This window comes from Microcoleus sp. Pol10D4, assembly GCF_036701555.1.
GTDB lineage: Bacteria > Cyanobacteriota > Cyanobacteriia > Cyanobacteriales > Microcoleaceae > Microcoleus.
On record NZ_JAUBRA010000018.1, the window covers coordinates 25,277 to 46,160 of the forward strand.

Below are 20,884 nucleotides of genomic sequence, written 5' to 3' on the forward strand. Positions count from 1 at the left end.
CGCAGATGACAATAGATTAACGCGGATTCACGCAGATGAAAAGAAGCGATCGCACCTAGCCCGGTGCACCCGATCGCACAGTTTGATCTGGTGTCGCCGTCGGATCTTTCGTTTCCTTCGGCGCTTCCGGCGAAACCGGGCCCGCGTGTGGCCACTTCCAGTCACGGATTTCCGGCATATCATCGCCGTGCTCAGTGATATACTGCGTGTGCTCGATCAGCTTGTCACGGATAGCTTGTTTGCCGTAAGCTGCTACAGAACTCAGTTTCGGAACGCGATCGAGTACATCTCCAACTAAATGGAATCGATCGAGGTCATTAACCACCACCATATCAAAAGGCGTCGTAGTCGTACCCTCTTCCTTGTAACCCCGAACGTGAATATTCGAGTGATTCGTGCGGCGGTAAGCCAATCGGTGAATCAGCCAAGGATAGCCGTGAAAAGCAAAAATCACCGGCTTATCTTTCGTGAACAAACTATCAAAATCCTTATCAGACAAACCGTGGGGATGTTCTGTCGAAGGCTGAAGAGTCATCAAATCCACCACATTAACCACCCGCACTTTTAAATCCGGATAATCTCGGCGGAGAATGTCAACAGCAGCCAAAGTTTCCAGCGTCGGAACATCACCCGCGCAAGCCATCACCACATCCGGTTCGCCACCTTTATCATTGCTGGCCCACTCCCAAATACCGATGCCTGCGGTACAGTGTTTAATCGCAGAATCCATATCCAAATACTGTAATGCCGGCTGCTTCCCTGCAATAATCACGTTGACATAGTGGCGACTGCGGAGACAGTGATCCGTTACAGACAGCAAAGTATTCGCATCCGGCGGCAAATAAATCCGCACCACTTCCGCTTTCTTGTTAATTACGTGGTCGATAAAACCCGGATCTTGGTGAGAAAAACCGTTGTGGTCTTGTCGCCAAACGTGAGAAGTTAGCAGGTAGTTGAGAGAGGCGATCGGTCGGCGCCAAGGAATATCGTTAGTAGTTTTCAACCACTTAGCGTGTTGGTTGAACATCGAATCGATGATGTGAATAAACGCCTCGTAGCAAGAGAAAAAGCCGTGGCGTCCCGTCAGCAAATAGCCTTCCAGCCATCCCTGACATAGATGTTCACTGAGGACTTCCATCACCCGGCCGTCGGGGGAGATGTGGTCGTCTTCGGGCAAAATTTCGCCCGCCCACACCCGGTTCGTCACTTCAAACACCGGATCGAGGCGGTTTGAGGCCGTCTCGTCAGGCCCGACAATGCGGAAATTGGCGTTTTCCTGATTCAGTTTCATCACCTCTCGCAGGAAGCGGCCGCAAACGCGGGTTGCTTCTGCCATTACAGTGCCCGGTTTTTGCACGTCAACGGCAAAGTCTTCAAATTCCGGCATTTTCAAGTCTCGCAGCAGCAGGCCGCCGTTAGCGTGGGGATTTGCCCCCATCCGTCGAGATCCCTTGGGCGCGAGTTCGGCCAATTCGGGAATTAACTTGCCCTTTTCGTCGAAGAGTTCTTCCGGCTTATAGCTTTTCATCCAATCTTCGAGGAGTTGGACGTGTCCCGGCTTAGAAGCCATTTCCGAAAGTGGGACTTGGTGCGATCGCCAATAATCCTCAGTTTTCTTACCGTCAACTTCCTTGGGCCCCGTCCAGCCTTTGGGAGTTTTCATCACAATCATCGGCCACTGGGGACGGCCCGAATAGCCCTCCGTCCGGGCTTTTTCCTGAATCGCCTTAATTTCGCCGATCGCGGTATCGAGAGTTGCAGCCATCAACTGGTGCATCGTTTCCGGGTCTGAACCTTCCACCCAATAAGGTTTGTAGCCGTAACCGACCATCAAACTTTCCAATTCCTCGCGCGGAATACGGGCCAACAGCGTTGGATTGGCAATTTTGTAGCCGTTCAAGTGCAGAATCGGCAACACGGCCCCGTCGCGAACCGGGTTGAGAAACTTGTTAGAGTGCCAGCTAGCAGCCAGCGGGCCGGTTTCGGCTTCCCCGTCACCGACAACGGCCGCCACAATCAAATCGGGATTGTCGAAGGCCGCCCCGTAAGCGTGGACGAGGGCGTAGCCGAGTTCGCCGCCTTCGTGAATCGAACCGGGGGTTTCCGGGGCGACGTGGCTGGGGATACCGCCGGGAAAGGAGAATTGTTTGAACAGCCGCTGGATACCCTCTTCATCTTGGGAAATGTTCGAGTAATATTCGGTATAAGTGCCTTCGAGATAGGTGTTGGCGACCAAGCCCGGCCCGCCGTGTCCAGGGCCTGCGATGTAGATGGTGTTGAGGTCTTGGGCTTTGATGATGCGGTTGAGGTGAACGTAGATGAAGTTGAGGCCTGGAGTGGTGCCCCAATGTCCGAGGAGTCTCGGTTTGACGTGTTCGATTTTGAGGGGTTCTTTGAGTAGGGGGTTGTCGAGGAGATAGATTTGTCCGACGGATAGGTAGTTTGCCGCCCGCCAGTAGGCGTTCATTTTGTGTAGTTCTGAGTCGGAAAGCGGCTTTAATTGCGGGATCTCGGTTGTTCCTAGCATCATCAGCGATTGACTCCTAAGTTGTGGTTGTTTTGTAAAGTGCGATCAAGAAGTGCGATCGATATTAATTTGTTATCTGTGACATTTTGTATTTAAACTCCATGTCTTCTACACCAACTATTGAATTCTAGCTCGTTTATGTCTCCATAAAAGTTTAAATCAATGTTAATTTATGGCTAAACATCGCACAGTTCTGCTCGAATAAATGCGACCAATTACGGGGATCAAGGAATTCAGCAATATAAAATAGGATTTACACAAAATTTTTTGTAGGGTGTACACTTCCCACTGATCCTTAGTATATGTTGCGAGTGGTAGGAGCTGTTGTGCAAGTCCCGAAAAATATACTTCTCAAGGTAGAAGCCATAATGATTTATACCTGAACTTGATTTTACTTTGTGCCTGCAGATGGCTGATACCAGTTATTCAAAAAAAATGCAACTGTAGGCAAAATCCAAAGTTTTATGTCCTCAGTCATTCCCAATCTAAAATCTAAAATCTAAAATCTAAAATGGCCTGACTCCTTTTTTGTTAAAGTTTTTTATGTTCGTTTAAACTCAGGATAAAAGTGTGAGCAATTTTTATAATTTACAGATTTATCAAGAAGTTAAAAATATATAGCAATGCTATTGAATTTGTGAACGGGCTTTTTTTTTATGAACCGCAGAGGCGCAGAGGGCGCAGAGGAACAGAGCAGAGAGAAAGGAATTGCGTATAATAGCAAATACCTACAGAATTTTTCAATCAAATAGGTGCTATGACAATCAAAGAATTAGAAGCACAACTCCTAGCCTTAACGCCAAAAAATCCAGCTCAAATTATCTAATTATTAACCCAAAACTTAGCTAACACCTAACAATGAATTAGCAAAACTCTCGGTGTCTGTGGCGGTGAGTCTTGTATGAAAAATCGTCGCCTTCGTGTTTTAATGCTGGTGAGTTTTCGCCGCTTGGGTATCAACGAATCCAAACTCTTAGATAAGTATCCCACAGTAACTGGTACTGATTTAGCTAATGCCTGGGCTTATGCGACGGCTTTTTCAGATGAAATTGAAATAGATACCCGCGAGAATCACGAGGATTAAGATGATGGCGCGTGTTCATACTTACGGACTATTTCCCAGAGTGGTTGTAGAATTGCTGCGCCCTATGATTCACAATATTCTGACAGTGCAAGCAGCCGGAAAGGATAACCCAAAAAATCCGGACGAAGAAGTGTTAGCTTTTACAGTCAGTGAAAATCGAGCTGTTTTAAATCAAAATCGCCGTTATTTTATCAGACGGCACAGCTTACAGTCTGATCATGCTGGAATACATTGTCTGTAGGGGAGAGGATGATGTAACAAGAAGGGCTGGTAACATTAATCAGGCTATTTCCTCACTTGAAACATTAACAGGTCAAGTGATTTGAGTCGATCGCACTCTCGGCGCAATCTATATCTTAAGCGATCGCTACAAAGTAAACTCAAGCAATCTCAATCTGAAAATCACTGCATCGGTTTGATTGCTGGCTAGATGCCATCGCCGATATTTCCGGCTGAAAAAACTTAGGAGGCGACTAAAACAGGACTCTCTGAAATCCGGCAAACATTGGACACAGTTGGCTGCTGGGAAACGACTCGCAGTTCGTGAGGATAGCGGGGACGGGGGTCATTTTCTAACCAGATGGGCGGTACCATCATCACTTCATAGTAAGCGATCGTATCGAAAACACCTGGCTGGGACTTCAACTCCACTGTTAAGCCCGCTCGGTACTCAAATGCTTCTTCCCAGTCTAAGTTTTCATTGATACCCATAGCGATCGCGCCTCTTAATCTTGTTTCTTTTCTCCATTGTAGAGCACTACATAAAGCATTCGGTACTTTCTGTTGCTTATGATACAATTTTTAACCTTATATGTTCGTTCCCTGACAATTCAAGAGAGAAGAGCAATTGTCAATAAGTAAATAGGATGATTTTGCTGACGGGTGACAAGTAAGCCCAAAAGCGAGCCCTGACAAGCGTTTGAGTTGAGATGTCTCAAAAAGAATAAGGGCGATCGAACCGCGCAGACGTTTATGAGACAAAGGAAGAGAACCGAAGAGAATTTTAAGGACGGAAGTACAAACCAACTTTTGCCAGCTTGGCTAATATTTTATAAGTCAGCCTTAATTTGGAACTGGTATAAACACATGATTATCTAGCCCCAAAACACTACATATAGCCTTTCGATCTCTCATATGAGGTACTCATGGGCATAGGCCTCCGTGGCCTCCGTGGGCATACCTCACTTTTTTGAGAACCGCTATATTTTGTGCTTTGTCAAGCAAGCTATAATCAAAAAAATTATCAAAATTTTCACGCTCCCTCGATTGCAATCTAGAGTCAACTGATTCGGGCGAGCGCACTATAATAGCAAATAGCTACATAATTCATAAATCCTAAAATTTCCATGACAATCAAAGAATTAGAAACACAACTTTTGGCATTAACGCCAACCGAGAAAGCTGAGGCAATCAGCATCTTAACCCAAAGCCTGAAAAACAGCGGCCGCCCGATTACAAAAACTCCCGGCGTGATGGGCGGTGATGCTTGTATTCACGAAACTCGCATTCCCGTTTGGTTGCTCGCCAGCTATCACAATGACGGCGCTACCGATGCTTTTATCCTAGACTGCTATCCCCATCTCAGTGCTGCTGATTTGGTAAATGTTTGGGCTTATGCTGAAGCTTATCCTGACGAAATTGAGGAAGCAATTAGACTGCAAGATGAGGCGGACGAAATGTTAGATACACCTGAAAATATCAAATAAACCTATGGCGTGTCTCTACGCAGACGAACAATTTCCTCGGCAAGTCGTGCAAAACCTGCGGTCTTTGGGGCATGATGTCCTGACTGTTCAAGAAGCAGGAAATGCTGGACTACCTGATGAGGATGTATTAGCATTTGCCATCATTGAAAATCGGGCTGTTTTGACCGTCAACCGACGGGATTTCTTTCAACTGCACAAGCTGCAACCTGACCACTGTGGTATTATTGCCTGCACGCGAGATGACGATATTGCTAGACTGACTGCTAATATTAATGATGCAATATCTACTGCTGAGACATTGACGAAAAAAGTGATTCGTGTCTATCGCTCAGGGCCGCCGTCCATATCTTAATTGAATTCAATAATAAGGAATTACCGAAGCCCTAAAATAACAAAGGCTCCTTAAGGAGCCTTCGCCAAAATATAAATTTTGGTATTCAGAACGTCTTTACCGGAATTCCTAGACCCTCGTGGGTAACGGGATGTCATGATTAAATCATGTCTGCTGCATCCATAGGTCTAATATAATTCATGGTTTGGATCTGTGTCAAGTTTTACTCAAGCAAAGTATTAAAATTTTCCAGTGTGGGCGATTTGCGGTATAGTACGCTTTCTAGTTCTGGATTGCCGCAGTTTTGTCGTGAAAGTCGATCGCACATATCGCCTTTGTTGCGGCCCAGGAGATTTTAGACCAGCGCGAGGTGAGGGATATGGGGTTTGGGCGATCGACCTTGGGCGATCGAAATTTGTGATAAGCTTTCAACTCCAATCTAAAATCTAGATTGTGCTTTTCGACTATCAACCGAGTAGTAAACAAGCCTTATGACTTCACAAGTACAACTTGAACAGCTAAAGCCGGAGCTAGTTTGGCGATCGCATGATGGACTGTCTCACCTTTATCACGGCGATACTTTGGAACTCATGGCTTTGCTGCCTGCTGAAAGCGTAGACTGCATCTGGACCGATCCGCCTTACAACCTTTCCAATGATGGTATTACCTGCGTCGCTGGTCGTATGGTCAAGGTAAACAAGGGGGAATGGGATCGCAGTCAAGGTGTTGAGCTAGACCATGAATTTAACAAAGCATGGTTGGCTGCTTGTTATCGGCTTCTTAAACCAACTGGTACCATCTGGGTAACGGGTACTCTCCATGTGTATCCATCAGTCGGATTTGCTATGCAGCAGCTTGGCTTTCGTATTCTCAATGATATTATTTGGGAAAAACCTGCTCCACCTCCAAATCTGGGGTGCCGCTGTTTCACTCATTCAACAGAACTAATCCTGTGGGCAACCAAAGCACGTAAAGGAAAAGAACGTTACACATTCAATTATGAGGAAATGAAGGCTGAGAATGGCGACAAACAGATGAAGAATGTCTGGCGAATGTCTACTCCTGGCAAAGATGAAAAACTCTATGGTAAGCATCCGACACAAAAACCTATTGACCTTGTTGCGCGTTGCCTTCGAGCAAGCACAAACCCAGACGATCTAGTTTTTGATCCTTTTTCTGGTTCCTCCACAACGGGAGTTGCAGCTTTATCATTAGGGCGGAAATTTATTGGTTGTGAAGCAGATGCTGGTCATGTTGAACTCTCGATTAAACGTTTAACCGGAAGTACCCGGCCGGGAATAACTTCGGTTTAATTAATCCCCGTCAAGTAGAGTTACCACTGCCATTTAAGTAAGGTTATCTATGGAAAGAGTAGAGGCAATTAAAAGACTCACTACATTAGTAGGTCAAGATCTTCGACAACTAGCAGATCGTCATCGTGTAACGGTTTGGAGCAAAGTAGGTAATAAAGACAATAAAAACAAGGGTTGGGCTGGGCATACAATTGAACGCTATTTGGGATTAGCCCTTAACTCATCTCGATCGCCTAATTTTGGTAGTTGGGAGCTAAAGCTGGTTCCACTAATACCTAAACGAACAGGGGAACTCAAAGTCAAAGAAACGATGGCAATCACGATGATAGATCCAGTAGAAGTCGCAAGTAAAGAATTTGAGGAAAGCCATCTCTTCAACAAACTACAGAAAATGGTTGTTGTTGCACGGGTATTTGAGAGCCAAGCAGATAATCGTTCTCTTGTGCATTCAGTGGCTTCCTTCGATCTTGATAATCCTCAAATCTACGAGCAAGTGAAAGCAGACTACAACCTTGTTCGAGAAACGATTATAACTCAAGGATTTTCAAACCTTACTGGAAAAATGGGCAAACTTGTGCAGCCAAGAACTAAAGGGCCAGGGCATGGCAGCACCTCTCGTGCTTTCTACGCTCGAACTAGCTTTGTCGCACATATCTTAGGAGAGGGGTATTCTGTTCCACTGCCTATCAAGCCTTAACATATTTCTGATTGGCACTGCTAATTAATTAAGTGTCTAACTGACATGAGGCTGCTATAACTTTAGCGTTAATTAAGGTAAAAATCCGATCAAGTTCTAGTAAGCTTGCTAATTCTACAACCTCTTCTGAAGTTAAAAGATTAGCCTTTTTTCTGTCGGCTAGTTCTTCTAATCTAGTTTGCAGGTTTTCGGTAAATTTGAATAAGTAAAGATTTCTGACTTTCTGAATCGAAATCTCACGATCGATCCAGTAGGAAGGTTGTACCATAAGTTCAGCTATCATGGCGATTCAATTACTCCAATTACTACATGGATAGTTTTGATTATATCATGAGAACCAAAGGATTCCTTTAGAAAGAGCCGACCTACTTACGCACGGCGCGATCGAAGAAACCGGGTTTTTTACCGTATCTGTCTGCTAAAACAAATTATTGCAAAAAACCCGGTTTCTGACCGTACAGTGCGTAAATCCTGCTAACTTGACTTAGTTGTTTTCTTGGCTGTTGTCGCAGTCGCCGTCTTTTTAGCAGTGGTTTTCTTCGCGGCAGTTTCTGACTTCGCCGCAGTGGTTTTCTTCGCAGCAGTTTCTGACTTCGCCGCAGTGGTTTTCTTCGCAGTAGTTGTTTTCTTCGCCGCAGTTTCCGATTTCGCCGCCGCAGTCTTGGTTGACTTCTTCGACTTGCTGCTAGATTTACCGCCTCCCGCTGCTTCCTTCGCTGCTAACAAATCCAGTGCTTTTTGTAAGGTGAAATTCTCCACAGATTCATCCTTAGCCAAAGAAGCATTGATATCGCCGTGTTTGACGTAGGGCCCATAACGGCCGTCGTAAACATTGATAAGTTCTCCCGATTCTGGATGCGCGCCCAATTCCTTCAAAGGTTTAGCTGTTTTGCTGCTGCCGCGGGCGGCTTTCGGCTGCGATAATAACTCTAAAGCCCGATCGAGCTCGATCGTCAAAACATCATCCGGCGGCTTGATCGATCGATAATCTTTCCCCACCTTACCCTGGTCATGCACCACATAAGGCCCGTACATCCCCAAATTAGCTTGCACCTTCGCCCCCGTCTCCGGGTGAGTGCCCAACAACCGAGGTAAAGTCAACAAACTCACCGCCATATCCAGCGTCACGCTATCCTTATCCGTCCCCTTCGGTAAAGAAGCCCGCTTCGGTTTCTTGTTCGTTTCCGAAACTTCCCCTAACTGAACGTATGGCCCATAACTGCCAATCAGCACATAAATCGGTTCCCCGGTTTCCGGGTGAAGACCCAATTTTTCCGGGCCTTCGGTTTTTTGCTTTAACAGAAACTCCACTTGTTCCGGATCTAAATCTGCCGGCGTCAAATCTTGGGGAATCGATGCTTTTACGACGCCTTCTTCGCTTTCAGATTCCAGATATGCGCCGAATTTGCCGATGCAAACTTTGGCGGTGAGATTCTCCAACACCACAGTTCGGGCAACTTTCGCATCAATCTGGCTTTCCTGTTCTTTAACTTGGGTTGCGAGTCCGGTTTCCCCTGTATAAAACTTTTGCAAATACGGCAGCCATTTCGCCTCGCCGGTGGCAATTTCATCGAGGGTTTGTTCCATTCGGGAAGTAAAACCGGTGTCTACTAAATCAGGAAAATGTGTTTCCAATAAAGTGGTGACGGCGAAAGCGGTGAATGTCGGAATTAGGGCATTAGCTATTAATTTGGCATATCCCCGATCGACAATTGTACCGATAATACTCGCGTAGGTACTCGGACGGCCCACACCTTCGCTTTCCAGCATTTTCACCAGAGAAGCTTCCGTGTAGCGGGCGGGAGGTTGAGTTTCGTGGCCAACTGCCTCTAAATCCTTACAATTAGGTTTATCCCCCACCTTCAGCGCCGGCAAAATCACCTCTTGGTCTTCCAACGCCGCATTCGGATCGTCGGAACCTTCCACGTAGGCCCGCAAAAAGCCTGGAAAATCAATGCGTTTGCCGCTGGAACGGAAACCGGCATCTTCTACCTGAGTTAATACAGTGACGTGAGTTTGGCGGGAATCGGCCATTTGAGAAGCGACTGTCCGCTTCCAAATCAAATCATAGAGGCGGAAATCAATCCCATCCAATCCCGTTTGCTGCGGAGTCCGAAAAGTGCTGCCTGCTGGACGGATAGCTTCGTGGGCTTCCTGGGCGCCTTTGCTTTTCGTCGTGTATTTGCGCGGTTGGGGGCTGAGGTATTCGCTGCCGTAAAGTTCTTGCACGCAACTGCGCGCCGCTGTGATCGCCTGTTCGGACAAATGTACCGAATCCGTCCGCATATAGGTGATAAAACCGCGTTCGTAGAGACTTTGGGCAATTCGCATGGTTTCCCGCGCACCCAGCCTCAGTTTGCGGTTAGCTTCCTGCTGCAAAGTCGAGGTCGTAAACGGCGGCGAAGGTTTGCGGGTGACTGGCCGTTCTTCAATATTCCCGACAGTCCAAGGTTTGTTTTGAATGCGTGAAAGTAAAGCCCGCGCCTGTTCTTCGTTCAGCAAAAGTACACGGCGGCCTGCAATAATTTGCCCGGTATTTTCATCAAAATCGCTGCCATTTGCAACTTTTACATTGCCGACAGTCACGAGTTTGGCATCAAAAGAAATCTTGCCCTTTTCCAAAAGGGCTTTTAAATCCCAGTAACTACCTTGGCGGAAAGCGCGGCGTTCCCGTTCTCGGCGCACCAAAAGGCGTACAGCGACTGACTGGACTCTACCGGCGGACAAACCCCAAGCGATTTTTTTCCACAGTAGCGGAGAGAGTGTGTAACCGACGAGTCTGTCGAGAATTCGGCGAGTTTCTTGGGCTTGTACAACTCGATTGTCGATATCGCGGCAGTGAGTCAAAGCATCGCGGATTGCTTCGCGGGTGATTTCGTGAAACACCATCCGCTTGATGGGCACTTTGGGTTTGAGGATTTGCAGCAAATGCCAAGAAATGCTTTCGCCTTCCCGGTCTTCGTCAGTGGCTAGAATCAGTTCTGTGGCGTCTTTGAGGGCGTCTTTGAGTTCTTTAACAATTTTCTTTTTATCTTTCGGGATGACGTAGAGGGGTTCAAAGTCTGCCTCCACGTTTACGCCGAGTTGCGCCCATTTTTCTCCTTTAACGGCTTCTGGTATTTCTTCGGCGGAGGATGGTAGGTCGCGGACATGGCCCATCGATGCCTCTACACGGTAGGTGGAGGGCAGGAAGTTGCGGATGGTACGGGCTTTTGTGGGAGATTCGACGATGACTAAGGTTGACATGGCATCTTTTAAATATGGATGGCAGCGCAGCTAGAGGGTCTAAATTACAGAGTGTAGGTCAGATGTCAAGGCTTCTTTCAACTTTGGGCGATTATTTTCAAACTACCTTAATTTTTAACTTACTGCCGATCGGGTGGCAGGTGACAAGCTGATGGGATTTTACTGCTTTGGGGGCAGAGGCTGCGAATCGCGTCTCTACAAGATGCACTCCTTGGATGACCTGACTTTAGCAGAATTGTCGCTAACTGGATGTTGAGACTGCGGGATGCGGGCGGATGGTTCCTCAATCTGGTTGTAACTTGAAGGCTGGGGCGATCGATTGCGCGATTTTAGATTTTAGATTTTAGATTTTAGATTGGGAAAGATTTACTGAGTAGAGGTTTTGGAATTTGGTACAGTACGCTGTGCAGCATCAGCGTGGCGATCGCAAAAAAAGCAATCACAGAGGATTAAAATTAATTGAGCGATCGCTCAATTCTATCAACAATGCTATGAGATTTGAATTCGACCATTTTTTCATCCTTACTGATATTGGTGCTTCGGAAGCTAATCGTTTATCCTCATTCGGTTTAGTTGAGGGTGGATCTCGCATTCATCGCGGACAAGGTACAGCCAATCGCTGTTTCTTTTTCCATAACGCAATGTTGGAATTGTTATGGATTCACGATCCAGAAGAGGCGAAGTCGGAGCGAATTCATTTGACTCGTCTTTGGGAGCGATCGACAAATCGGAATAATGGTGCGTGTCCATTTGGCATCTGTTTGCGTCCCGCCAAAGGTTCTGAGGACACAGTTGCATTTTCTAGTTGGGCATATCGTCCACCTTATTTACCTGAAACGATGAGTATCGCAGTAGGAACAAATATTGATGTTTTGACTGAGCCCATGCTTTTCCAAATTTCCTTTGGTAAACGTCCCGATCAATACTCTGCTGATAAGTCACAGCCTTTGGATCATAGTGTTGGTTTCCGCGAAATTACTCGTGTAGAATTAGTCAGTCCTGCTGCCAATAATCCGTCACCTGAACTTCAAGCAGTGCTTGAGACAAATCAGCTAAAGTTACGGATAGGAACCGAGTATTTTGTGGAGCTTGGTTTTGATGGAGAAGTGCAGGGACAACAGGTAGATTTTCGGCCAGGATTGCCGCTTATTATCAGTTGGTAATCTCAAGCCGCCAGTTAACAAGGAGTTCTATAGAACCCATTTAACATCCAGGGCTGTTTCATTCTCGCTTCGGGGCAAACCCCCCGTGGTTGCCCCGATGCCTGAAACGGCCCTTCGCTCGTCGGTGGGGGGTAGGCACGGGGAGTAGGGGTAGCACTACCCATATAAAACCATGATTTTCCTGAGAATGAAACCACCCTGCACCGAAATTCCGATTCACCACTCTAAAAAACGTTTTTATAAAGAAGATTTGGTCGGGTTATAAGCCACGCTAAAATAAAAGTAGTCAAAAAGGGTCTAAAATCGGGAATCGTGTTTATTTATGAGTCAGTTTATTTGCAATTTTTACAAAAACTTCCATTAATGGCAAGTTGATACTCTTAGTCACAGAGTCCGAAATCTTTCCCGGCAACGCTCCTTAAATAAATTACCAACCGTCGCCGACTTGCTTTTTTTCAGTAGCTTATGCACGCACTCTCAAACCCAAAATAATGATGAATTTAAACCCTGATTTTTTTTCCGCAAAAACCCTAGCAATTGTTTGTGCAATTGCTGCGTTTGTTGTCCTTGCTAGCAAAGTCTTTGCCACAACAATCGATTATGCACCGCCTTTTAAAGAAACTAGCTTTTACAGTACGATAATATCTGGTAATAACGATTTAGCTGACATTTATTATCCTAAACCATCTGATCTTAATTCGGGTAATTACTCTTTCCCCATTGTACTGTTATTGCAAGGTGTGCTTGTAGATAAATCATTTTATTCAGATTACGCTAGTCATGTGGCGCGGTACGGCTTTGTGGTAGTCGTTCCGAACCATTTGCGCCCTTCGCCCTTCAATCCCACTTCACCGCCTAATTTGGCGTCGGAAACTTCGCAAATTGCAGCGGTTTTGTCTCAAATGGCGATCGAAAACACAAAGCCCACATCTCCGATCGCGTCTGTTATCGATACGCAGCGCCTTGGTTTATTGGGTCATTCTTTTGGTGGTGCAGTGGGGTTATCGGTGATTGCTAACAAATGTCTCCCAGAATTGTATTTGTGTCAAGAGCCATTTACGCGCCCGAAAGAACTATTAGCAGGTGCATTTTTTGGAGCTAACTTACGCAATCCGATTTCAAATGAATTTGTCGCCATTGCTAATGATGGCATTGCAGTGGCGTTGATTCAAGGATCTATCGATGGTGTCGCCCTGCCCGATCGAGCTCAAAGCACCTTTGACCAAATTCAAACACCACCCAAAGCTTTGATTACTGTTATGGGTGCAAATCACTTTAGCATCACCAATGTTAATAACCCCGCTGGTGCAATGCCCGATCGCAATACTGCTACCTTAGAGCGAGCCGTGGGTATTGAAACGATCGCCCGTTGGAGCGCCCTGTTTTTGCGGGCACATATGCTTAAAGATCGATCGGCATTTGATTATATTTACTCTCAAGGTGACGCCCTCGATCCGAATGTCCGTGTTACCACCGTTGCAGTTCCCAAACCATCTTCTAAGTAGCTCCACTTAAAAAAAACGTAAGATAGATTAAGGCTAATAGATAGTGTGCCTACATTTTTATTATTGGGCATCACTTATCTGACAGACCGCCGGCACTATATTGTTTTAACCATCTATGTACAGTAATTCTATGTACACCTAAAGGTTCAGCTACATCTGTAAGGCTTTGACTCGATCCAGTTTTTAAGCAATAAAGTGCCTGTATTTTTTGTTTATTAGGTAGAGTTCGCTACTCGGACAGAATTATTTTTAACTCGTCTGCTGTTAAATCAATTCTTTGTTGGTAGTTTACTTTCATCAAGTATTTCTCAAAGTCTAAGCTTCTTTTTAGCATACTTGTTGGGAAATGATATTATTAACTAAATCTCCATTTTCAGTAACGTCAGCCTGCCGCTTAAAGACTAGCAACGTAATATCATCAAACACTTTCTGCTTACCGATATGTTGCCGTACATCTACAATCACCGCATCCTTAACTTCTGCTGCAGACTTGTACCAATTTTGACTAATCACTTCACACAGTTGCTTAAGTCCATACTGCTTTTTGCGGATGTTATAGGCTTCTGGAATGCCATCAGTATATAGCACCACGCCATCTCCAGGTTCTAGCTCAATCAGGATGTGACTGATGAAGCCTGCGATATCATCATCTAAAGCGATCGGGAAACCTAAATCCATCGTGTCGATGCGCTCAACTTCTCCATTTTTTCGCACAACTAGCGTTTCTTCATGCTGACCGCTGATGCTAATCAGTCCTTCGGAGTAGCTCAAAATCGCCAGCGTCAGACTTTTCTCAGAATTCATACGCTGTACGTTTTTGTAGAGGGTACGGTTGAGTACATCCAGGAATCGAACCGGGTCTAGTCCACGGATCTCTTGCAGAGTGCGAACTGAGGTTTGCGCCATCAGCATCAGAATGCCGCTTTCCAAGCCATGTCCGGTGACATCACCTATAGCCAGCGTGACCACACCATCGATCTGTAGCACGTCGTAGTAGTCGCCTCCTACTTCATCGGCGGGTTCCATGTATCCGGCGATATCTAGTCCGTCAATTTCCAGTTCATCAGGGTTGGGCAAAATCATTTGCTGGATCTGACGGGCCACATTCACTTCTGCACCTAAGCGGAGGTTGTCTACTTTGAGTTTTTCGTTGAGGGTAATGATTTCCTGATTAGCACTAGCGAGTTCTGCTGTTCGTTCTTTAACTTTGTCTTCGAGGGTTTCAAAGGATTCTTGGATTTGCCTCGCCATGCTGTTGAAGGATCGTGCCAGCAGACCGATTTCGTCTCGCGATCGCATCTTCACACGCATATCTAAGTTACCCGCCGTAAACTGGGCAACTGCTTGGGTGAGGTAAATCACAGGCTTTGTTAATAGTTGTGCGATCGCAAAAGCGATGATAGTTACAATTGTGGCGATGATTGCTAATAAAAGAAGTGCATCACGTATTTGTTTTTCTACAGGTGCTAGGGCAACGGCAATGGGCTGTGCAAAAAGGACTGACCAAGGTTTATATTTCAGGCGGGCGATCGCTAAGAGGCTCAACTCATTATTACCCGTAGCTGCCAATCGTGTGGTTAAATAGGGCTGTTTAGTGTCTAATGCTTGCTTGAGGTCGGGCAAATTGATTGCAAGTTCTTTCGTTAGAGTTTTAGGCAAACGCCCTTCGCGTTGCAGTTTCGCTACAACATTGGGTGACAAAGGCACAATTGATTTGAAAAGGAGTTCAGGTTTAGTGCTATGTGCCAAATGGATATAGTGTTCATCTAAAAGAACTGCTAAGGATTTTGCACCTGCGTGTTCAGTTTCGCGAGTCACCAACTGCTGGACAGATGTGGCATTGTATGTAACCCGCAATACACCCAATATATTTCCCTTCGCATCGCGAACAGGACTGCTAAAGAAGAGCGTAACGAGGTTGGGAATTGTCGGCGATTGCCTAATACTAGAAACAAAAGATAGTTGAGTTTTGAGCGGTTCTTGGAAGTAATCTTGACCGGATTCATCTCGTCCAACATCCGGTGTATTCGTATCGAGTACATTCCGTCCCTTTAAGTTGAGCAAGGCATAGGAGATAATATTAAGCATATCTTTGCGACTGAGCCTGGTTAAGGTTTCAGTCGCTAACATCTCTTGGGGGCTACCATTTCGCTGTTCTGGAGGTAGGCCCAGATAGGCAGCCAAACCTGGTAAAATCGCTTCTACGCGCACGGCATTGAGATTCGCATCGATAAACCCATCTATTCTGTGAGCGGTTTCGGTAGCCGCCGCAGATAGGGCTTGTCGTGCGTTGTCGGTCAATGCCTTTTCAGTTGTCTCTTTGTTGATAAATGCTAACAGCAACAAGGGAATCAGAGCAACGACGAGAAACGACACGATTAACTTTGTACGAATGCTGTTGGAAAAGGCTCGCTTCATGGTTTCAGACTAGGAGGGGGTGTTAAGAAAGAAGAATTGAACAAGGTTTCTAGATTGGGAAGGCGCGTCACATTGCCAGCGCGAATAAAAAAGTCCGCATATTTCTTGGCGGTTTTGTAGATATAATTAGGACTGTCTGATTGAAAGAACTTTTGATTTTCTGCAAAGTCAGTGAGGTCTATTCCCTCGAAAGATATTGTATTGCTGGGAATATTCAACGCTTTGCTCACGATCGCGTTTCCTTCGGGAATGTTTGCTTCCCAATAAGACAAGGCTTGAAGCCAGCCTCGCACAAAGGCGCGAATATCTTCGGGGCGATCGCGTATCGCCTCACCCCGAAACGCGATCAAATCCAAAATTAAGCCTGGGGTTTGTTTGCTTGTAAACAAAATTTTTGCCCCTAATTGTAATGCTTCAGAAAGATGCGGTTCCCAAGTGTGCCCTGCTTGGATAGCATTGTTTTGTAAGCGCTGGGGAACTTCTAAACCATCAACTTTAACCAGCCTAACATCATCGCTCGTCAGCTTAGAGATTTTCAACATCTCAGTAACGAAGACTTCGCTAAATCCGCCTAGATTTGCACCCAGCTTTTTTCCTTTCAAGTTAAGAATTGTTTTAATGTTTGATTGCGCGACTACCACATCTGCACCTGTCGATTCATCCACAACCATCACAGCTTGGATATCGGGATTTGTGGCACTCAAGATCATAAAATCTCCCAGGGTTAATCCGATCCCATCATACTTCCCTGCACTGAAATCTGCTTGTTGCAATTGTAAGTAGTCTACATAGCTGAGTTCCACGTCTATCCCTTGCGCTTTGAAGAATCCTTTCTCTTGAGCAATGATGCCAGGTCTATGACCAACAAAAGAGATAAAACTTACTTTCAGGGGAGGACGTTTAACTTTTAGAGATTCCGGAGAATGACAAGCAAACAGCAGCCAGCAGGTAATAATAATAAAGATGCTGTTGAAAAAGTATCGCTTCATGGTTTCAGACGAGGAGGGGGGGCTAAGAAAGAAGAATTGAACAAATTTTCTAGATTGGGAAGGCGCGTCACATTGCCAGCGCGAATAAAAAAGTCCGCATATTTCTTGGCTGTTTTGTAGATATAATTAGGACTGTCTGATTGAAAGAATTTTTGATTTTCTGCAAAGTCAGTAAGATTTATTCCGTCGAAAGAGATTGTCTTGCTGGGAATATTGAACGCTTTGCTCGCGATCTGGTTTCCTTCGGGAATATTGGCTTCCCAATATGACAAGCCTTGAAGCCAGCCTCGCACAAAGGCGCGAATATCTTCGGGGCGATCGCGTATCACCTCACCCCGAAACGCGATCAAATCCACAATTAAGCCTGGGGTTTGTTTGCTTGTAAACAGGATATGCGCCCCTAATTTTAATGCTTCAGAAAGATGCGGTTCCCAAGTATGTCCTGCTTGGATAGAATTGTTTTGTAAGCGATTGGGAACTTCTAAAGCCTCGACTTTAACCAGCCTAACATCATCGCTCGTCAGTTGAGAGGTTTTCAACATCTCAGTAACGAAAACTTCGCTAAAGCTGCCTAGATGTGTACCAAGCTTTTTTCCTTTCAAGCTAGGGATTGTTTTAATATCCGATTGCGCGACTACCACATCTGCACCTGTCGATTCATCCAAAACCATCACAGCTTGGATATCAGGATTTGTGGCACTCAAGATTATAAAATCGCCCAAAGTCAATCCGATCCCATCATACTTCCCTGCACTGAAATCCGCGTCTTGGAATTGTGAGTAGTCTACATAGCTGAGCTCCACGTCTACCCCTTGCGCTTTGAAAAATCCTTTCTCTTGAGCAATGATGAGAGGTGTATAGCCAACAAAAGGTACACAAGATACTTTCAGGGGAGGGCGTTTTACTTTTAGGGATTCCGGGGAATGACAAGCAAACAGCAGGCAGCCGATAATAATAAATATACAGATGTAATTGAGTAGTTTAGACATACTATGTAAAGCATTCCTGGTGTAGAAAAGGGGACTCATATTTTCTTGAGTCCGATCGACCTAAGTGCATCCTCCGCAATCGCCACTAAACCTGTTCCGGTGGTTATATCTATAACAAGCTTGCCCGATCGCACTTTTGCCAACTCTACTAACCGAGTTGCAGCCTGTTTGTGACATTCATTCTCGTAGTCGGGGCGGTTGTTGAAGTCATTGAGAATCTGCCGTTTGTAGGCACTTAGCGAGTCAGTCATGCCGAATTACTGGTTTAACTTTCTACATTGTGCCAGTTATGGTCGATCGCGACTCTCGTCGGAGGTGACATCAGTCAGCAATCTCTACAATGCCCGCAAATCTATGCAAAACCGCTACCGAGTATCAACTCTCCGGCAACAAACATCTGTCCAACTGGGATCGCGAAGCTGTAATCCGCTACAATCTGTGTTTGGTAAAGAATTTTTACAAGTTCACAGCCCATTACAGCCTTTGCGGCTTGTACTACCCAACCTGCCTGAAAATATGGATTTTGCTACTCTTGCTGCCCAGCTAAATGCTGGAACTATCTTGCCAGAGGGAATTGTCATCATCACCCTCTTGGTGGTTCTCGTCGGCGATTTAATCGTAGGCCGCAGTTCCTCGGCTTGGACTCCCTACGTTGCCGTTGCGGGTTTGCTGGCCGCCGTCGCTGCCTTGTGTTTGCAGTGGGATAACACGGATACCATCTCGTTTCTGGGCGGTTTTAACAGCGATGCCTTGAGTTTAGTGTTTCGCGGAATTATCGCTTTGAGTACGGCTGTCACTATTTTGATATCCGTCCGCTATGTACTGCAAACGGGTACTGCTTTAGCGGAATTTATCGGCATTTTGCTAACCGCTACTTTGGGGGGAATGTTCCTCAGCGGCGCTGATGAATTGGTGATGATTTTTATTTCGTTGGAAACTCTGAGTATCTCGTCTTATTTGCTGACGGGTTACACAAAACGCGACCCCCGTTCCAATGAAGCTGCTTTGAAATATTTGTTAATTGGGTCGTCTTCTTCGGCGGTGTTTCTCTACGGGCTGTCGCTGCTGTACGGCTTGTCGGGCGGCGAAACTAAGCTGAGTGCGATCGCGGCTAACCTTTCTACTGTGAATGAAGGTCAATCTCTCGGTTTGGTGATTGCTTTGGTTTTTGCGATCGCCGGCATCGCCTTCAAAATCTCTGCGGTTCCCTTCCACCAATGGACTCCTGACGTTTACGAAGGTTCTCCTACACCCGTTGTTGCCTTTCTTTCTGTCGGTTCCAAAGCAGCAGGTTTTGCCCTAGCAATCCGCTTGTTAACAACTGCTTTCCCCGCACTTATCGAACAGTGGCAGTTCGTGTTCACGGCCTTAGCCATTCTCAGCATGGTGTTGGGAAATGTGGTTGCCCTCGCCCAGACAAGCATGAAGCGGCTTTTGGCTTATTCGTCGATCGCCCAAGCCGGTTTTGTGATGCTGGGTTTGATTGCAGGAACAGAAGCCGGTTACTCCAGCATGATATTTTATCTGTTGGTTTACCTGTTTATGAATTTGGGTGCTTTCGCCTGCATCATCCTGTTCTCGCTGCGGACTGGAACCGACCAAATTAGCGAATACTCAGGTTTGTACCAAAAAGACCCGCTGTTAACTTTAGCCTTAAGTATTTGCCTGCTTTCTCTCGGTGGAATTCCGCCCCTAGCTGGATTTTTCGGCAAAATCTATCTGTTCTGGGCCGGCTGGCAAGCAGGACTTTACGGCTTAGTTATTCTGGGATTAATTACCAGCGTAGTTTCGATTTACTACTACATCCGCGTTGTCAAGATGATGGTAGTAAAAGAACCTCAAGAAATGTCAGACGCGGTAAAAAATTATCCCGAAATTCGCTGGAACCTTCAGGGAATGCGGCCTTTGCAAGTCAGCGTTGTACTCACTTTGGTGGCGACTACATTGGCGGGAATTTTGTCAAACCCTTTGTTTAATTTGGCTAATGATGCTATTACCAAAACTCCCATGTTGCAGTCGGCCTTGAGTCATGTGCAACCTGTTGTAGCTGCGAAAATTGAATCTAATTTGGTGTCTCGCCGGGATTAATTTTTCCTGGTTTTGACATAGTGGAAAACGCCTGACTCTTTGAAGTTGGGCGTTTCTTTTTTGTTGTGATATACTGTTAATTATGATTTTTGACCGCAGATGTAGGCAGATAAACGCAGATAAATGCAGATAAAAGTTAGTACAGAGGCAACAATGTTAGTACAAAGTAAGAAAAAGTTTTATACTCCAGATGAGTACCGGGACTTAGAGGAAACTGCTGAGTTTAGAAATGAATACCGCGATGGAGAAATTGTACAAATGAGTGGTGGTAGTATTAATCACAGCCAGATAATCGGTAATATTTATGCGTTCTTAAAATCTGCTTTGCGGGGAAAGAATGCCAGACCATTTATGAGCGATTTGCGGTTGTGGATTCCTCGGTATCGACGCGGGACTTATCCAGATGTGATGGTAGTTGAAGGAGAATTAGTTTGCACAGAGGGACGGAAAGATGAAATACTCAATCCTGTGCTGATTGTGGAAGTGCTTTCTAAGTCTACCAAGGATTTCGATCGAGAGGATAAGTTTCGGTTTTATCGCTCGATCCCTGAATTCCGCGAATATGTGTTAGTCAATCAATCTGAGTTTTTAGTCGCACAATATATTAAAACAGAATCAAATGAATGGTTGTTTCGGGAATATGAGGCAGAATCAGCAATAGTTTCCTTTGCTTCAGTGGAAGTGCAAATGTCGATGCTCGATATTTATGAGCTGGTTGTATTTGAAAGCCAGGAAACGGAAGTACAAGAAGAAAATTAATGCTATTGGGGGATGCGAATATCAAGAGGCTCGACTTCAAAATCAAATTTATTCAGTAGTAATCGAGAT

At 45.6% G+C, this 20,884-nt stretch carries 20 protein-coding genes; 10 read left to right on the plus strand and 10 right to left on the minus strand.

The window, feature by feature from the left end; translation table 11 throughout:
* Window positions 1–55: 55 nt before the first annotated feature.
* Entirely contained in the window at window positions 56–2,530 is a 2,475-nt protein-coding gene (locus tag QUA36_RS11825) for a phosphoketolase family protein (protein ID WP_333457562.1), read from the minus strand.
* An 859-nt stretch (window positions 2,531–3,389) separates the two neighbouring features.
* Here QUA36_RS11825 and QUA36_RS11830 point away from each other — a divergent pair.
* Together QUA36_RS11830 and QUA36_RS11835 are read left to right on the plus strand one after the other, a co-directional pair.
* Window positions 3,390–3,611 carry a DUF433 domain-containing protein gene (locus tag QUA36_RS11830; protein ID WP_333457634.1) on the plus strand — a complete coding sequence of 74 codons (222 nt, stop codon included), beginning with the start codon at window positions 3,390–3,392 and terminating at the stop codon, window positions 3,609–3,611.
* A gap of 1 nt (window position 3,612) precedes the next feature.
* Complete coding sequence (locus QUA36_RS11835) at window positions 3,613–3,852, plus strand: DUF5615 family PIN-like protein (RefSeq protein WP_333457563.1); 240 nt, start codon at window positions 3,613–3,615, stop codon at window positions 3,850–3,852.
* A gap of 221 nt (window positions 3,853–4,073) precedes the next feature.
* Here the strand turns inward: QUA36_RS11835 and QUA36_RS11840 are convergent, their stop codons facing one another.
* Complete coding sequence (locus QUA36_RS11840) at window positions 4,074–4,322, minus strand: hypothetical protein (protein WP_333167058.1); 249 nt, start codon at window positions 4,320–4,322, stop codon at window positions 4,074–4,076.
* Window positions 4,323–4,957: 635 nt separating this feature from the next.
* On the opposite strand from QUA36_RS11840, the gene QUA36_RS11845 reads away from it, so the two are divergent.
* Both QUA36_RS11845 and QUA36_RS11850 read left to right on the plus strand, forming a co-directional pair.
* Window positions 4,958–5,317, plus strand: coding sequence for a DUF433 domain-containing protein (locus QUA36_RS11845; protein WP_333366284.1), 360 nt, complete (start codon window positions 4,958–4,960; stop codon window positions 5,315–5,317).
* Window positions 5,318–5,321: 4 nt separating this feature from the next.
* Window positions 5,322–5,669: a DUF5615 family PIN-like protein gene (locus QUA36_RS11850; protein ID WP_333366281.1), complete on the plus strand. Its 348-nt coding sequence runs from the start codon at window positions 5,322–5,324 to the stop codon at window positions 5,667–5,669.
* Window positions 5,670–5,930: 261 nt separating this feature from the next.
* Here the strand turns inward: QUA36_RS11850 and QUA36_RS11855 are convergent, their stop codons facing one another.
* Window positions 5,931–6,134: a hypothetical protein gene (locus tag QUA36_RS11855; protein ID WP_333457565.1), complete on the minus strand. Its 204-nt coding sequence runs from the start codon at window positions 6,132–6,134 to the stop codon at window positions 5,931–5,933.
* Window positions 6,135–6,139: 5 nt separating this feature from the next.
* Between QUA36_RS11855 and QUA36_RS11860 the strand changes: the two genes are divergently transcribed.
* Window positions 6,140–6,961 carry a site-specific DNA-methyltransferase gene (locus QUA36_RS11860; protein ID WP_333457567.1) on the plus strand — a complete coding sequence of 274 codons (822 nt, stop codon included), beginning with the start codon at window positions 6,140–6,142 and terminating at the stop codon, window positions 6,959–6,961.
* 49 nt (window positions 6,962–7,010) lie between these two features.
* Window positions 7,011–7,658 (plus strand): MvaI/BcnI family restriction endonuclease, encoded by a 648-nt coding sequence (locus tag QUA36_RS11865; protein WP_333457569.1) that lies wholly within the window; start codon window positions 7,011–7,013, stop codon window positions 7,656–7,658.
* 28 nt (window positions 7,659–7,686) lie between these two features.
* Here the strand turns inward: QUA36_RS11865 and QUA36_RS11870 are convergent, their stop codons facing one another.
* The gene (locus QUA36_RS11870; RefSeq protein WP_333457571.1) at window positions 7,687–7,941 is read right to left on the minus strand and encodes a hypothetical protein; all 255 of its coding nucleotides are present in this window, start codon (window positions 7,939–7,941) and stop codon (window positions 7,687–7,689) included.
* A gap of 191 nt (window positions 7,942–8,132) precedes the next feature.
* On the minus strand, window positions 8,133–10,904 hold the full coding sequence (topA, locus tag QUA36_RS11875) for a type I DNA topoisomerase (protein WP_333457573.1): 2,772 nt from the start codon (window positions 10,902–10,904) through the stop codon (window positions 8,133–8,135).
* Between the two features lie 389 nt (window positions 10,905–11,293).
* Between topA and QUA36_RS11880 the strand changes: the two genes are divergently transcribed.
* Both QUA36_RS11880 and QUA36_RS11885 read left to right on the plus strand, forming a co-directional pair.
* Entirely contained in the window at window positions 11,294–12,067 is a 774-nt protein-coding gene (locus tag QUA36_RS11880) for a VOC family protein (RefSeq protein ID WP_333457575.1), read from the plus strand.
* Between the two features lie 491 nt (window positions 12,068–12,558).
* Window positions 12,559–13,572, plus strand: a complete 1,014-nt coding sequence (locus tag QUA36_RS11885; RefSeq protein WP_333457577.1) for a poly(ethylene terephthalate) hydrolase family protein — start codon at window positions 12,559–12,561, stop codon at window positions 13,570–13,572.
* A gap of 70 nt (window positions 13,573–13,642) precedes the next feature.
* Here the strand turns inward: QUA36_RS11885 and QUA36_RS11890 are convergent, their stop codons facing one another.
* The 5 genes from QUA36_RS11890 to QUA36_RS11910 form a co-directional block, all read right to left on the minus strand.
* Entirely contained in the window at window positions 13,643–13,777 is a 135-nt protein-coding gene (locus tag QUA36_RS11890) for a helix-turn-helix domain-containing protein (protein WP_333164821.1), read from the minus strand.
* A 122-nt stretch (window positions 13,778–13,899) separates the two neighbouring features.
* A complete protein-coding gene (locus QUA36_RS11895) occupies window positions 13,900–15,990 on the minus strand; it encodes a SpoIIE family protein phosphatase (RefSeq protein WP_333457579.1) in 2,091 nt (696 codons plus the stop codon).
* Window positions 15,987–16,979, minus strand: coding sequence for an ABC transporter substrate-binding protein (locus tag QUA36_RS11900; RefSeq protein WP_333457580.1), 993 nt, complete (start codon window positions 16,977–16,979; stop codon window positions 15,987–15,989). The genes QUA36_RS11895 and QUA36_RS11900 overlap by 4 nt, the downstream gene beginning before the upstream one ends.
* Window positions 16,976–17,968 carry an ABC transporter substrate-binding protein gene (locus QUA36_RS11905; protein WP_333457582.1) on the minus strand — a complete coding sequence of 331 codons (993 nt, stop codon included), beginning with the start codon at window positions 17,966–17,968 and terminating at the stop codon, window positions 16,976–16,978. The genes QUA36_RS11900 and QUA36_RS11905 overlap by 4 nt, the downstream gene beginning before the upstream one ends.
* Before the next feature lie 35 nt (window positions 17,969–18,003).
* Window positions 18,004–18,219 carry a hypothetical protein gene (locus QUA36_RS11910; RefSeq protein WP_333457584.1) on the minus strand — a complete coding sequence of 72 codons (216 nt, stop codon included), beginning with the start codon at window positions 18,217–18,219 and terminating at the stop codon, window positions 18,004–18,006.
* Between the two features lie 265 nt (window positions 18,220–18,484).
* Here QUA36_RS11910 and QUA36_RS11915 point away from each other — a divergent pair, with 265 nt between their 5' ends.
* Complete coding sequence (locus tag QUA36_RS11915) at window positions 18,485–20,056, plus strand: NAD(P)H-quinone oxidoreductase subunit N (protein ID WP_333457636.1); 1,572 nt, start codon at window positions 18,485–18,487, stop codon at window positions 20,054–20,056.
* Window positions 20,057–20,209: 153 nt separating this feature from the next.
* On the plus strand, window positions 20,210–20,815 hold the full coding sequence (locus QUA36_RS11920) for a Uma2 family endonuclease (protein WP_333457586.1): 606 nt from the start codon (window positions 20,210–20,212) through the stop codon (window positions 20,813–20,815).
* Window positions 20,816–20,884 lie beyond the last annotated feature (69 nt).

What these genes read in the sequence shown, in the direction of transcription:
- QUA36_RS11825 (WP_333457562.1), bottom strand. Translation starts at nt 2,530, where the DNA reads ATGATGCTAGGAACAACCGAGATCCCGCAATTAAAGCCGCTTTCCGAC.
- QUA36_RS11835 (WP_333457563.1), top strand. Translation starts at nt 3,613, where the DNA reads ATGATGGCGCGTGTTCATACTTACGGACTATTTCCCAGAGTGGTTGTA.
- QUA36_RS11840 (WP_333167058.1), bottom strand. Translation starts at nt 4,322, where the DNA reads ATGGGTATCAATGAAAACTTAGACTGGGAAGAAGCATTTGAGTACCGA.
- QUA36_RS11845 (WP_333366284.1), top strand. Translation starts at nt 4,958, where the DNA reads ATGACAATCAAAGAATTAGAAACACAACTTTTGGCATTAACGCCAACC.
- QUA36_RS11850 (WP_333366281.1), top strand. Translation starts at nt 5,322, where the DNA reads ATGGCGTGTCTCTACGCAGACGAACAATTTCCTCGGCAAGTCGTGCAA.
- QUA36_RS11860 (WP_333457567.1), top strand. Translation starts at nt 6,140, where the DNA reads ATGACTTCACAAGTACAACTTGAACAGCTAAAGCCGGAGCTAGTTTGG.
- QUA36_RS11865 (WP_333457569.1), top strand. Translation starts at nt 7,011, where the DNA reads ATGGAAAGAGTAGAGGCAATTAAAAGACTCACTACATTAGTAGGTCAA.
- QUA36_RS11870 (WP_333457571.1), bottom strand. Translation starts at nt 7,941, where the DNA reads ATGATAGCTGAACTTATGGTACAACCTTCCTACTGGATCGATCGTGAG.
- topA (WP_333457573.1), bottom strand. Translation starts at nt 10,904, where the DNA reads ATGTCAACCTTAGTCATCGTCGAATCTCCCACAAAAGCCCGTACCATC.
- QUA36_RS11885 (WP_333457577.1), top strand. Translation starts at nt 12,559, where the DNA reads ATGATGAATTTAAACCCTGATTTTTTTTCCGCAAAAACCCTAGCAATT.
- QUA36_RS11895 (WP_333457579.1), bottom strand. Translation starts at nt 15,990, where the DNA reads ATGAAGCGAGCCTTTTCCAACAGCATTCGTACAAAGTTAATCGTGTCG.
- QUA36_RS11900 (WP_333457580.1), bottom strand. Translation starts at nt 16,979, where the DNA reads ATGAAGCGATACTTTTTCAACAGCATCTTTATTATTATTACCTGCTGG.
- QUA36_RS11905 (WP_333457582.1), bottom strand. Translation starts at nt 17,968, where the DNA reads ATGTCTAAACTACTCAATTACATCTGTATATTTATTATTATCGGCTGC.
- QUA36_RS11910 (WP_333457584.1), bottom strand. Translation starts at nt 18,219, where the DNA reads ATGACTGACTCGCTAAGTGCCTACAAACGGCAGATTCTCAATGACTTC.
- QUA36_RS11915 (WP_333457636.1), top strand. Translation starts at nt 18,485, where the DNA reads ATGGATTTTGCTACTCTTGCTGCCCAGCTAAATGCTGGAACTATCTTG.
- QUA36_RS11920 (WP_333457586.1), top strand. Translation starts at nt 20,210, where the DNA reads ATGTTAGTACAAAGTAAGAAAAAGTTTTATACTCCAGATGAGTACCGG.